The sequence below is a fragment of the Methylobacterium sp. 190mf genome (assembly GCF_900107945.1).
Lineage (GTDB): Bacteria > Pseudomonadota > Alphaproteobacteria > Rhizobiales > Beijerinckiaceae > Methylobacterium.
In genome coordinates this window covers 26890-38930 of record NZ_FNVI01000027.1, presented here as the reverse complement: position 1 = coordinate 38930, position 12041 = coordinate 26890, and the positions used below count along the sequence as shown (strand labels likewise).

The 12041-nt window shown below is 73.8% G+C and carries 10 protein-coding genes; 4 read left to right on the top strand and 6 right to left on the bottom strand.

Annotated features, from left to right (window positions below):
• The first annotated feature begins 158 nt into the window (after window positions 1–158).
• Window positions 159–1310: a M20 family metallopeptidase gene (locus tag C4T42_RS25685; RefSeq protein WP_103986101.1), complete on the top strand. Its 1152-nt coding sequence runs from the start codon at window positions 159–161 to the stop codon at window positions 1308–1310.
• 4 nt (window positions 1311–1314) lie between these two features.
• Here C4T42_RS25685 and C4T42_RS25680 read toward each other — a convergent pair whose 3' ends face one another.
• Entirely contained in the window at window positions 1315–2310 is a 996-nt protein-coding gene (locus tag C4T42_RS25680) for an aldo/keto reductase (protein ID WP_103986100.1), read from the bottom strand.
• 93 nt (window positions 2311–2403) lie between these two features.
• Between C4T42_RS25680 and C4T42_RS25675 the strand changes: the two genes are divergently transcribed.
• Window positions 2404–3291, top strand: a complete 888-nt coding sequence (locus tag C4T42_RS25675) for a LysR family transcriptional regulator (RefSeq protein ID WP_103986099.1) — start codon at window positions 2404–2406, stop codon at window positions 3289–3291.
• A 14-nt stretch (window positions 3292–3305) separates the two neighbouring features.
• Here the strand turns inward: C4T42_RS25675 and C4T42_RS25670 are convergent, their stop codons facing one another.
• The 5 genes from C4T42_RS25670 to C4T42_RS25650 all read right to left on the bottom strand — a co-directional run bounded on the left by C4T42_RS25670 (window position 3306) and on the right by C4T42_RS25650 (window position 10228).
• Entirely contained in the window at window positions 3306–4436 is a 1131-nt protein-coding gene (locus C4T42_RS25670; RefSeq protein ID WP_020095054.1) for a serine hydrolase, read from the bottom strand.
• Between the two features lie 143 nt (window positions 4437–4579).
• On the bottom strand, window positions 4580–5557 hold the full coding sequence (locus C4T42_RS25665) for an FAD:protein FMN transferase (protein WP_020095055.1): 978 nt from the start codon (window positions 5555–5557) through the stop codon (window positions 4580–4582).
• On the bottom strand, window positions 5554–7653 hold the full coding sequence (locus C4T42_RS25660) for a 4Fe-4S binding protein (protein WP_026605227.1): 2100 nt from the start codon (window positions 7651–7653) through the stop codon (window positions 5554–5556). Before C4T42_RS25660 ends, C4T42_RS25665 begins: the two co-directional genes overlap by 4 nt.
• Window positions 7654–7970: 317 nt before the next feature.
• The gene (locus tag C4T42_RS25655; RefSeq protein ID WP_020095057.1) at window positions 7971–8978 is read right to left on the bottom strand and encodes a YVTN family beta-propeller repeat protein; all 1008 of its coding nucleotides are present in this window, start codon (window positions 8976–8978) and stop codon (window positions 7971–7973) included.
• Entirely contained in the window at window positions 8975–10228 is a 1254-nt protein-coding gene (locus tag C4T42_RS25650) for an ABC transporter substrate-binding protein (RefSeq protein ID WP_103986098.1), read from the bottom strand. The genes C4T42_RS25655 and C4T42_RS25650 overlap by 4 nt, the downstream gene beginning before the upstream one ends.
• A gap of 217 nt (window positions 10229–10445) precedes the next feature.
• Here C4T42_RS25650 and pedF point away from each other — a divergent pair, with 217 nt between their 5' ends.
• Together pedF and C4T42_RS25640 are read left to right on the top strand one after the other, a co-directional pair.
• Window positions 10446–10874: a cytochrome c-550 PedF gene (gene pedF / locus C4T42_RS25645; RefSeq protein WP_234082757.1), complete on the top strand. Its 429-nt coding sequence runs from the start codon at window positions 10446–10448 to the stop codon at window positions 10872–10874.
• Window positions 10864–11724: a transporter substrate-binding domain-containing protein gene (locus C4T42_RS25640; protein ID WP_103986097.1), complete on the top strand. Its 861-nt coding sequence runs from the start codon at window positions 10864–10866 to the stop codon at window positions 11722–11724. Before pedF ends, C4T42_RS25640 begins: the two co-directional genes overlap by 11 nt.
• The last annotated feature ends 317 nt before the right edge of the window (window positions 11725–12041 follow it).

The window sequence follows — 12041 nt, the reverse complement described above, 5'->3', positions numbered from 1 at the left end:
CACATCGGCGGTCGATTCGGACGCTGCGCCGTCTTTGCGAGCGGAGCGAAGCAATCCAGTCTGCGCTACGCTGCCAGAGGTTGCGCGACCCTGGGTTGCTTCGCTGCGCTCGCAAAGACGGTCTGCGCAATCCTGCTGACCCCGATACGAGGCCCTGCATGACCGCACGTGACACCGACGCCCTCGGCTGGCTCGACGCACAGGAGGGCGCGATGCTGGCGCTCCTCGAGGAGCTCGTGAACATCGATTCCGGCTCCTACGACAAGCCGGGCGTCGACGCGGTCGGCATCCGCATCGCGGAGTTCCTCGCCGGCCACGGCATACCGGTGACCACGATCCCGGTCGATGGCTACGGCGACGCGCTGAAGGCGAGCGTGGCCGGATCGGGCGGCGGCAACCGGCCGGTCGTGCTCATGGGCCACCGCGACACCGTCTTCCCGAAGGGGGAGCCGACGCGGCGGCCGTTCCGGGTCGTTGACGGCCGCGCCTACGGGCCGGGCGTCGCCGACATGAAGGCGGGCCTCGTGATGAACGCCTTCGTGCTGGCCGCCTACCACAGGGCCGGCGGCGCGCCGGTGCCGCTCGTCGGCCTGTTCACCAGCGACGAGGAGATCGGCTCGCCGGCCTGCCGGCCGATCATCGAGGAGACCGCCCGGGGCGCCCGCGCGGTGCTGAATTCCGAGCCGGGGCGGCCGACCGGCAACGTCGTCACCGGCCGCAAGGGCGGGGTGTTCATGCACCTCGAGGTGCTCGGCAGGGCGGCCCATTCCGGCGGCAACTACGCCGACGGGCGCAGCGCCATCCTGGAGCTCGCCCACAAGACCGTCACGCTCCACGCGCTCACCGACCTCGATCGCGGCACCACGGTGAATGTCGGCCTGGTCTCCGGCGGCCAGTCGGTGAACACCGTGGCGCCCCGGGTGACCTGCGAGATCGACCTGCGCTACGTGACCCCGCCCGACCGCGAGACCGCCATGGACCGGATCGCCGCGATCGTGGCCGGATCGACCGTGGCGGACACGACCGCGCATCTCACCATCAAGGGCGAGTTCCTGCCGCTCGTGCAGGACGAGGCCTCGCGGGCCCTGTTCGAGACCTACGCGAGGGTGAGCGCGGAGGGCGGCAACCCCGTCACCGGCGAGTTCGCCGGCGGCTGCGCCGATTCGGGCTTCACCGCCAGCGTCGGGTGCCCCACGCTCTGCGCCGTGGGCCCGGTGGGCGGCAAGGCCCACTCGCCCGAGGAGTACCTGGAGGTGGGAAGCCTTGTGCCGCGGGCGAGGGCGATGGCCGAGACCATCGCGGCGCTCTGACGGTTCAGAGACCGACCATCGCCAGCCCGGCGGCGCCGTAGCGGTCGCCGGTCACCGCCTCGGCGGGCATCGCGTCCGCGATGGCCCGCAGGTCGGCCTCCGCGAGGACGAGACCGGCCGCCGCCGCGTTCTCCTCGAGATTCCGGATCTTGCGGGCGCCCGGGATCGGCACGATGAAGTCGCCCTGGTTCAGCACCCAGGCAATGGCGAGCTGGGCCGGGGTGACGCCCTTGTCGCGCGCCAGGGCGGCGAGCGTGTCGAGCAGCCGCTGGTTGGCCGCGAGGTTCTCCGCCGCGAAGCGCGGCATCGTGCGGCGGTAATCGTCGGCGGCGAGGCTGTCGCGGTCGCGGATCGCGCCGGTCAGGAGTCCGCGCCCCAGGGGGCTGTACGGCACGAAGCCGATCCCGAGTTCGCGGCAGGTCGGCAGCACCTCGGCCTCGGGGTCGCGGCTCCAGAGGGAGTACTCGCTCTGCACGGCGGCGATGGGGTGGACCACGTGGGCCCGCCGGATCGTGGCCGCGCCGGCCTCGGACAGGCCGAGCGCCCGGACCTTGCCGGCCCGCACGAGATCGGCCATGGCGCCGACCGTGTCCTCGATCGGCACGGCCGGATCCACCCGGTGCTGGTAGAAGAGGTCGATGACATCGACGCCGAGGCGCCGGAGCGAGGCGTCGCAGACCGCCCGGACGTGCTCCGGCCGGCTGTCGACGCCGATGATCCGGTCGGGACCCTGGCCGGTCTCGGAGATCTTGAAGCCGAACTTGGTGGCGATGATCACCCGGTCGCGGACCGGCGCCAGGGCCTTGCCCACCAGCTTCTCGTTCTCGAACGGGCCGTACATCTCGGCCGTGTCGAAGAGGGTGATGCCGAGGTCGACGGCGCGGCGCAGCGTGGCGGTGGCCTCGCCCTCGGGCTGGCCGCCATAGGCGTAGCTCATGCCCATGCAGCCGAGGCCGAGGGCGGAGACGGTGAGTTCGGTTCCGAGTCGGCGGTGATCCATGCGGGCCTCCCGTGATGCGGGCCGGACTTCGCACGGGGCGCCAGCGGCGATAATCCGTGACCTGCGGCGCAGGCTGTTCTATGCGGCTCAACAGTGAGACGCGCCGACCTCCCCGCCCTGTCGCTCTTCGCCGCGGTCGCGGCGCGCCGGAGTTTCCGCGGCGCCGCGCGCGATCTCGGGCTCTCGGTCTCGGCGGTGAGCCACGCGATCAACGGCCTGGAGGCGAGCCTCGGCGTGCGCCTCCTCGCGCGGACGACCCGCAGCGTCGCCCCGACCGAGGCGGGCCAGCGCCTGCTCGACGGGCTCGAGCCCGCCCTCGCGGCGATCGCCGACGCCGTCGAGGTGGCGACCGCCGCGGAGCGGCGGCTCACCGGGACGCTGCGGATCTCAGTGCCGCGGTCGGCCGCCGAGATGCTGCTGGTGCCGCTCGCCGTCGCCTTCACCCGCGCGCATCCGGGCGTCGAGATCGAGATCCGCGCGCAGGACGGCTTCCGCGACATCGTCGCCGAGGGGTTCGATGCCGGCGTCCGCTTCGCCGAGAGCCTGGACCAGGACATGATCGCGGTGCCGCTCGGCCCGCCGCAGCGCGGCGCGATCGTGGCCGCGCCGGACTACCTCGCCCGCCACGGAACGCCCGCGGACCCGCAGGACCTGCACCGGCATGTCTGCGTCCGGCGCCGCTTCCCGAGCGGCGGCCTCTACCTCTGGGAACTCGAGAAAGACGGGATCGCCCAGTCGATCCCGGTCACCGGCACCCTCGTCCTCGACGATGACGGGCTGGTGGCCGGAGCGGCGCGCGGCGGCGCCGGCCTCGCCTACCTCTTCGAGGCGCAGGTGGCGGCCGACATCGCGGCCGGCCGCCTGATCCGGGTCCTCGACGCGTGGTGCCCGCCCTTCCCGGGCTTCTTCCTCTACTACCCGAGCCGCCGCCAGATGCGGCCGCTGCTCCGGAGCTTCGTCGATCACGTCCGGGGCCGCTAGCGTCGCCGGCCCGCCTACGGGCGCAGGGCCGCCACGAGGCGCAGCAGGAAGCCGTCGAGGGCCGCCTTGTCGATCCAGCGCAGGACCGCGACGAGGTCGTGCTCGGGGTCGCACCAGATCACGTTGTTGCCCGCCCCGAGGGCGCTGAAGGCCGAGGCCGGCAGTTCCGGCTTGGCGGCCGCGCCGCGGTTCAGCCACCAGAGGTAGCCGTAGCTGTCGAGGGTCGGAGAGGGCGTCAGCATGGCGCGGATCCAGCGCTCCGAGAGGAGCTGCCGCCCGTTCCAGGCGCCGCCGCGGGCGACGAGGAGACCGAAGCGGGCGTGGTCGTCGGCCCCGATGAACAGGCCGCCGCCCCAGTGGCCGCCGCCGGGGACCGACTGGACCCGCGCGCCGTCGACCGCGACCCAGGCCGTGTCGTAGCCGTGCCACGCCCAGTCGCGGGAGGCGCCGATCGGATCCATGATCCGCTCGCGGAGCACGTCCGGGAGGGCCCGGCCGAAGCGGCGCATCAGGCAGTACGACAGCAGGTTCACCCGGACGTCGTTGTACTCGTAGTAGGTGCCGGGGCACCGCAGCGCCCGCGCCTCGCCCTTGCGGCTGTTGTCGGCGCCCGGGCCGATCTGCCGGAAATGATCGACCTGATCGGACTTGCCGAACAGCGTTCCCTGCCACTCGCTCGACTGCTGCAGGAGGTGGCGCCACGTGATCGCGCCGTTGTGCGGGCCGTCGAGGAGCGGGTCGGGTACGCTGTCGCGCACCGGCGCGTCGACGTCGGGGATCAGGCCGTCGTCGTGGGCGAGGCCGGCCAGCACCGCGAGGTAGCTCTTGGCGATCGAGAAGGTCATGTCCGGGCGGGCCGTGTCGCCCCAGGCGGCGACGCGCCGGCCGGCCTTCAGGATCACGCCCGCCGGGCCGCCGCGCGGGCGCACCGGCCCGTCGACGGCGCTCCAGGGCCCCGTCTCGTTCCACTCGACGATCCCGACGTAGCGCCCGTCGGGATAGTACAGGCTGCGCGGCCACGCGCTCTCGTGGGCCTGCGCGAACGCCACCGCGTCCGCGAGCCGCCCGGCATCGAGCCCCGCCGCACCCGGGTCCTGCTCCGCCCAGTCATCCGTCGGCCAGTACGGCCCGGTCGCTTCGGTCACGCGCGTCTCCTGACGGTCCTCTCCGGTCCGGGCGCATGCAGGGCCTGCGCCGCAGATCGGACCCTCCGTAGAGCCATCGGCCCCGGGAGGGCAGGGCGCGCGCCGCGGTTCGGGGCTCGCCCCGCACGACGGGGCCGGATGTGTCAGCCCTTCCCGGTGAAGCGCACGGCGCAGCCCGGACGGGCCGCGACGAGGTCCGCGCCGCGCGCGCGGCCCAGGACCATGCAGGCGGTCGACAGCCCGTCGGCGACGAGCCCCGTCGGCGCAGTGACCGTCACCGACGACAGGCCGCGCGGCGACCGGCCGGTGGCCGGGTCGAAGATGTGGTGGTCGGTGCGGTCGTGCGAGAAGCTCATGTTGTAGTCGCCCGAGGTCGCGGCGAAGCCGGTGAACGGGGCGATGACGGCGGCGATGTCGCCGGGATGGCGGGGATCGGCCAGCCCGAGGCGCCAGGGCGCGCCGTCCGGATGCGCGCCGGCGGCGCCGAACTCGCCGGTATCCACGAAGGCGTCGTCGATGCCGCGCGCCCGGAAAGCCGCCATGACCTGGTCGGCCGCGTAGCCCTGTATCAAGGCGTTCAGCGTCAGGGCCGTCCCGGGCTCCAGGACGATCCGGTCCGTCGCGACCCGCACGCGCCGCCAGCCGACCCGCGACAGGGCCCCCCGCAGGGCCTCCGCCCCGGGGCGCTCGCCGCGGGCGGCCGCGCCGGCCCAGACCGGCCAGAGCGGCTGGACGGTCGGGTCGAAGGCGCCGCCGGTCTCGGCCGCGAGGGCGAGGGCGAAGCGCAGCAGGGCGAGCAGGTGCGGGTCGGGCGCCTCGAGGGACCCGTCCCGGTTGAGGCGGGCCAGGGCGCTGTCGGCCCGGAACAGGCTGGCGGCCGCCTCCACGGCGCGCATCGCCGCGAACCCGTCGTCGAGCGCAGCCTCGACCGCGGACGGGTCGGGCCCGGCGGCGGTCAGGGCCACGGTGGTGCCGAAGGCGAGGCCGGCGCGGGTGCGCAGCGCCAGCCCGCGCGACGCCGCGGCGGCGCGGAACGCCGCGACGCCGCCGAGCGCGGCCAGCCCCGCGGCCCCGACGAGGAGCCGGCGCCGGGCCGGCGCGAAGGGCGGCGGCGCGCTCATCCGACGGTCACCGGCCGGTGCGCGGCGCGGCGGCCCCGCTTGCGCGCCACGACCTGCGGCACGCACTGCCCGGGATCGTGGATGATCGTCACGCACTCCATGCACTGGAAGCACTCGGCGTAGTCGACCCGGCCGGAGGGCGCGATGGCGCCGTAGCGGCAGCGGACCTTGCAGAGCTGGCACGGCGAGCCGCACTCCGCCCGGCGCGGGATCCAGTCGAGGACGCGGACCCGCCCGAGGAGGGCGAGGGCGGCGCCGAGCGGGCACAGGTAGCGGCAGAAGCCCTTGTAGACGAGCAGGTTGAGCACCAGCAGCCCGGCCGCGTAGGCAACGAACGGCCACGCCCGGACGAAGTACAGGGTGATGGCGGTCTTGAACGGCTCGACCTCGGACAGGGTGTCGGCGAGGGGCGACCCCGCGGCGGCGGCACCGAGGATGCCGGCGAGCACGACGTATTTCAGCGACCGCAGCGACCGGTCGAGGCCGGGCGGCACCGCGACCGGGCGGATGCGCAGCGGCCGGGCGAGCAGCGCGACGAGTTCCTGCAGCGCGCCGAAGGGGCAGAGCCAGCCGCAGAACGTGCCGCGCCCCCAGGCCACCAGGGCGGCCAGCGCGAAGGCCCAGAGCACCAGCGAGGGCGGGTCGTAGAGCAGGAAGGCGAGGTCGTGGGTCACGGTGGCGGCCCGCACGAGGCCGACGAGGGTCACGATCGAGAGTTGCGCCTGCGCGTACCAGCCGACGAAGCCGAGGGTCAGCGCCAGGAAGCCGAGGCGGAAGAGGGGGAAGCGGCGCTGGTCCGCCACCAGCCCGCGATGGCGGCTCAGGAGCGGCACCAGCACCGCGAGCATCAGCCCGATCAGCGCGAGTTCGGGCGCCCGGGCCCGCCAGGAGTCGGTCCAGCTCGGCCCGTCATCGGGCCGGACCCGCGTGAACAGGTCGGCGGGCAGGACGGTCTCGACCGTGAAGGTCCGGGCGATCTTCTCCGACAGGATCTGCCCGCGCTCGCGGACGATCGTCTCGGTCAGCACCCAGGGTGCGGACGGGTCGAAGCCGGCGGCCTGGTCGATCCGCAGGATCGTCCAGGGGCCGGGCGGCAGCCCCTCGGCGAGGCCGGCGTCGCGGCGCTCCACCGCCATGTCGCGCGCGTTCACGATCAGGCCGGCCTGGCCGATCGCCAGCCGGTCGGGGACGGCGCCCAGCACGAACCGGTCGCCGACCGGGTTCTCGGGCGCGTCCTCCGGCCCGGCGCTGACGACCATCACGGCGTGGTTGCCGGGACCGAGCTCGCGCATGAGCGCGTCGTAGCGCGCCGGCCCCAGCAGGTTGCGGCCGATCGAGGGCGGGTCCAGGGCGGCGACGTAGAGGTCGGTCAGCACGGCGTCGGCCGGACCCTCGGACGGATCGGCCACGCCGGTGCCCCGGAAGGCCGCGGCGGCGTCCGCGTTCGTGACCGTTAACCGCCGGACCCAGCCCCGGGCGAGGAGGTCGGCCAGGGTCAGGGGCTCGTAGAGGTCGAGCTTCGCCTCGACCTTCAGGCCGACATTGGCCGCCCCGAAGCCGAGCTTCGCGCGGGCGACCGCCAGCGCCGAGGCCAGGATGGACTGGTTGATCACCCGGGTCGAGGCGGTGGCCATGGAGATGCCGTCGACGGTGGTCTGCGGCGCGGCGCCGGCGGCCCGCGCGTTGGGCCGCCCGACCCGGATCGCCTGCCGGGCCGACAGGCCGGCATACTGCTCGACGAAGGCGAGGAGCGGCTCCGGGCCGAGCCCCTCGAGGAAGACCGGCTCGTGGTGCGAGAGCACCGTCACGTCCCGGAAGGTCCCGTCGGGGGCGAGCGCGATCAGCAGGTCGGGGGGCGTGCCCCCGAAGCCAGGGATCGGCGCGAGGTCGACGGATTCGAACGCGTAGGCGAAGACCTCGTAGGACCCGGCCTGCTGCTTCAGGATCGGCCAGACCGGGAGCCTGTCGTCCTTCTCGCCGACCACCAGCGGGGGCGGGAAGTGGCGTTCGACGCCCGCGCGATCGAGCTGGCCGGCCCGGGCCGGAAGGGTCGACAGGAGCAGGGCGAGAAGGAGCAGCGCGGCGCGCAGGAGCAGGCCCGCGCCCCGGGCCAGGGCGGTGCGCGGCGCGGGCGGCCTGGGAGACGGTGCGCTCCGCAGCGGCCGCGCCTTATCCCTCCCTCCGCCCCTGGCCGCGTCGGTCACCCATCCGGACCGAGCACGGACGCCGGCGGCAGTGCGCGACCGGGCCCCTGTCCCGTTCGGGAGAGGGACAGGGTGAGGGATCGGGACGTCGAGGATGGAGCACGCTGTCGACGTGCGGGCCGGGAGAGCCTGTCCCGGATGCCGCACGTCCCTCAACCTGTCCCTCTCCCGAACGGGACAGGGGACCCGCGCTCCGGACTGCGGACGAGTCACGGCACCGCACCGGCGGCGCGCCCGTCCGTCGCCTGCGCCGAAGGCATCGGCCGCGCCGCCGCGCCCCAGGGGAAGCGGCCGACCTTCACGGTCTTGATCGGCCGGAACGTCGCGGCGTCGATCACCGTCACGTCGCCGGAGACGCCGTTGGTGGTGAAGAGCCGCGTGCCCGCCGCGTTGAGCGCGAGCTGCCAGACCCGGCGGCCGACCAGGATGTAGCTCTCCACCCGGTAGGTCGCGGTATCCACCACGGCGACCCGGTCGGACGGCCCCAGCGCCACGAAGGCGTGGCGCCCGTCCTTGGCCATCTGGATGCCCACCGGCTGGATCCGGTCGGCCGCGATTCCCTTCACGGCGAACTCGATCGTCGCGATCACCGCGCGTGTGGCGACGTCGATCACCGACACGGTGCCGCCGATCTCCGAGGACGCCCACAGCCGGGACCCGTCGGCCGTGAAGGCGGCGAAGCGCGGCCGCTGCCCGACCGGCGTCGCGTCCACGGCCGCGAGTGTCGCCGTGTCGATCCAGTGGACCATGTTGGTCGTCTCGGAGGTCGTGACGGCCGTGCGCCCGTCCGGGCTCACCGCGACGCCCTCCGGCTCGATGCCGACGTCGATCTGCGCCAGCACCCGGCGGGTCTGCGCGTCCACCACCGTGGTGGTGGCGTTCTCCTCGTTGGCGATGAACAGGGTGCGCCCGTCGGGCGCCAGGGCGAACTGCTCCGGGTCCTCGCCCGAGGGCAGGTCGTGCCGCACCTGCCCGGTCTCCGGGTCGATCACCTGCACGGCGTCGGAGTCGCTGGCGCAGACGTAGAGCGACCGCCCGTCGCGCGAGAAGGTCAGCCCGCGGGGCCGACGGCCGACCGGGAAGGTGCGCAGCACCTCCAGGCTGTCGCCGTCGATCACCGAGACGGTGTTGTCGCGCTCGTTCGAGACGAAGATCTCCTCGGCCCGCGCGGGGCCCGCGAGGCAGAGCAGTAGCGCGAGGGCGGCGAGCCGGGTCATTCTGACGTCCCCGAGAAGGCGCGGCAGGCACTCTCGGGCGCGTCGAGGCCGAGCGTGTCGAGTTCCGTGCGGTGGTGGAGGAAGCCCTCGATCGGCGCCGTCGCGGTGACGGCCCCGGGCCAGAGCAGGAAGACCGGCTGGCGCAGCTGCCCGTCCCAGGCGCGGAAGCTCAGGGGGCGGCCCTTGAAGCCGCCGATCTCGAAGCCGGGCGCCGTCAGGGCGGCGCGGACCGCCGCGGGGTCGGTGCTGCGCGCCTTCACGGCCGCCTCGCCGACGACGTGCACCGCCATCCAGCCGGCCCAGTCGACGGGCCGCATGGCGCGGCCGGCGAGCTTCCGGAACCGCCCCTGGAGCTGGACGGCGGCCCAGGCCTCGACGGGCCGACCCCAGGCGGCCGGCGCGAGGCCCTGCGTGCCGACGAGGGGCCGGGGCGAGGCGGTGTTGTAGTTGAGGCTCGCGCCGAACGCGCCGGCCTCGTCGGCCACCGCGACCACGTCGTGCTCGGGCCCGCGGGTCGGCAGGGCGAACTCGCGCAGGGCCGTGTCGCGGACGTCGCCCCCCTGCGGGTCGTAGCGCGTCTCGGCGACGATCCGCGCGCCGAACTTCCTCGCGCTGCGCCGCAGCGCCTCGGCGAAGAGCGCGTCAGCTGGCGCCGGCCCGGTCACCAGCAGGATCCGGGACCAGCGCTTGAACGCCAGGAACTGCACCAGCGCGTCGGACAGCATGGCGCGGGACGGCAGGACGTGGAGCAGGTTCCGGCGGCAATCGGCGTCGCGCAGGCGCGTGTCCGGGGCGCCGATGTTAAGGAGCACGCTGCCCTTCGCCTCCGGCAGGTCGGCCAGGGCGAGGACGTCGGCGGCCGGGGCGTTGAGCACCACGAAGCGCCGGTCGGCGAGGTCCCGGAAAGCCTGGCGGATGTCGGCGGCCGGCTCGACGATCGTGGTGCCGAGGTCGAAGCCGAGGCCGAGGAACCGGCCGGTGGCGTTGGAATCGCGCAGGCCGAGTTCCGCGCCCTTGGCGCCCTCGTCGTCGGGGATCGGGTCCTCGTTGTTCAGCGGCGCCGGCCGCTCGACCCGCCGCTCCAGGTAGCGGATCGTCAGGGGCGGGCCTGCCGGCGCGGGCGCGGCCCGCCCCTGCGCGACCGGCGCCAGGGTCACCATGGCCGCCACGGCCGCCAGCACGACGGCGCGCCGCAGGCCGGCCCATGGCCCGCCGCGCATCCCGGGCCGCCGCGCACCGGAGGACACCATCCCCGCCCGTCTCCTCCAGCCCCGCGGCGCTCGTCGTTGGCCGGGAGTCTAGGAGCGGAGTTGCGCCCTCCGATATTAGACCAAGGTGCACAAACCGGGTTTGATGCAGTGCAACACAAGTCGTCGATGGCGCTAATCTGGCCGATCCGTACCAAAGCATAATGGGTCCGCCGCCCGGTACTTGCTAACCGTCGTGCAACGACGACGGGAGGGGCGGATGCGCACGATGAAGACGGCGGCGGGCGGCGTGCTCGCGGCGCTGGGACTGGCGCTGGCGGCCGGCGGCGCCCTCGGGCACGGCGACGTCCAGCCCCAGCCGGTCAACACCGACGGCCTCAAGCCGCTGGGCGCCGAGTGGGTCGCCGAGAACCCCTACAAGGACGACAAGCACGCCATCGCGATCGGCGCCTCGGGCTTCAACCAGAACTGCGCCCGCTGCCACGGCCTGGAGATGATCTCCGGCGGCCTCGCCCCGGACCTGCGCTACCTGCCGCAGGGCAAGGAGGGCGACGAGTACTTCGTCGAGCGCATGAAGCACGGCGCCGTCATCAACGGCGTGACCAAGATGCCGGCCTTCGAGGGTGTGATCTCGCAGGAGGGCCTGTGGGCGATCCGGAGCTACATCGAGTCGAAGCATGAGGAGTAGCGCGCGGCTCCTCCTCGCCTGCGGCCTGCTCGCGGCCCTCCGGTTCCAGCCGGAGGCGGCCGCGCGCCCCCTGGACCAGGTCGTGGCCGACGGCACCCTGCGTGTGGCGGTCTACGGCGACAACGCGCCGTTCTCCGCGGAGGAGACCGGCAGGCCCCGCGGCATCGACGTCGATCTCGCCCGCGCGATCGCCGACAGGCTCAAGGTGAAGCTCGACCTGCGCGTGGTCGACGCCGGCGAGAACGTCGACGGCGACCTGCGCCTGAACCTGTGGCGAGGCGACCTCGCCGGCACGCCGCTCGCCGACCTGATGCTGCACGTGCCCACCGACCGGCAGCTCGCCCTGCGCAATGAGCAGGTGTTCTTCACGGCGCCGTACTTCGAGCAGGAGATCGCCTTCGCGTACCGCAAGGGCGCGCTGGACGGCTTCGACAGCCTCGACGACATCGGCGACCGGAGCGTCGCGCTGGAGGGCACGGGCGCCGCCGACCTGATGCTGCTGACCGCCCAGGGCGGCCGCTTCCGCCCGAACCTGAAGCATTACAGGAGCTTCGAGGAGGCCGCGGAGGCCTACCTCGCCGGCGAGGCGCCGATCCTGGCCGGGAGCCGCGCGGCGATCGAGGCGGCCCTGTCCGCCGCGAAGGCCCCGAAGGACGACAACCCGATCGCCACGGTCCCGTCGACGGGGCTGGTGAAAACGCGCTGGGAGATCGGCGGCGCGGTGAGGACCGATTCCCGCGACCTCGCCTACGCGGTCGGGGACGCGATCACGGCACTGAACGCGGAGGGTCGGCTCAGGGCGATCTGCGAGAGCTACGGCGTCACCTACGCGCCGCCGAAGGGGTATTGAGCGCATCCGTCATCGCGAGCGCAGCGAAGCGATCCAGACAGCGCGCCATCGTGGGATGCTGTGCTGCCCTGGGTCGCTTCGCTGCGCTCGCGATGACGGTAAGAGCGAACATCAGATCTCCCGAACGAGACCGCCCTCGGATTCGCGCCAATCCGAGCGTCGATCTCGACGAATACATTGCGTTCGCCGGTCCGCAGAGCGGCCTTATTGGACCAATGGGCAATAAGACTTTCCTGAGAAGCCCGATAGCTTCGTCCTCCAAGGGGGCGCCCCGCGACTCGTGCGGTCCGCGTCGAAACCCGGATGCCCCGGCCACA

Excerpts from the sequence above, each read along its gene's own strand:
- C4T42_RS25680 (WP_103986100.1), bottom strand. The coding sequence starts at position 2,310 with ATGGATCACCGCCGACTCGGAACCGAACTCACCGTCTCCGCCCTCGGC.
- C4T42_RS25650 (WP_103986098.1), bottom strand. The coding sequence starts at position 10,228 with ATGGTGTCCTCCGGTGCGCGGCGGCCCGGGATGCGCGGCGGGCCATGG.
- C4T42_RS25655 (WP_020095057.1), bottom strand. The coding sequence starts at position 8,978 with ATGACCCGGCTCGCCGCCCTCGCGCTACTGCTCTGCCTCGCGGGCCCC.
- pedF (WP_234082757.1), top strand. The coding sequence starts at position 10,446 with ATGCGCACGATGAAGACGGCGGCGGGCGGCGTGCTCGCGGCGCTGGGA.
- C4T42_RS25665 (WP_020095055.1), bottom strand. The coding sequence starts at position 5,557 with ATGAGCGCGCCGCCGCCCTTCGCGCCGGCCCGGCGCCGGCTCCTCGTC.
- C4T42_RS25640 (WP_103986097.1), top strand. The coding sequence starts at position 10,864 with ATGAGGAGTAGCGCGCGGCTCCTCCTCGCCTGCGGCCTGCTCGCGGCC.
- C4T42_RS25685 (WP_103986101.1), top strand. The coding sequence starts at position 159 with ATGACCGCACGTGACACCGACGCCCTCGGCTGGCTCGACGCACAGGAG.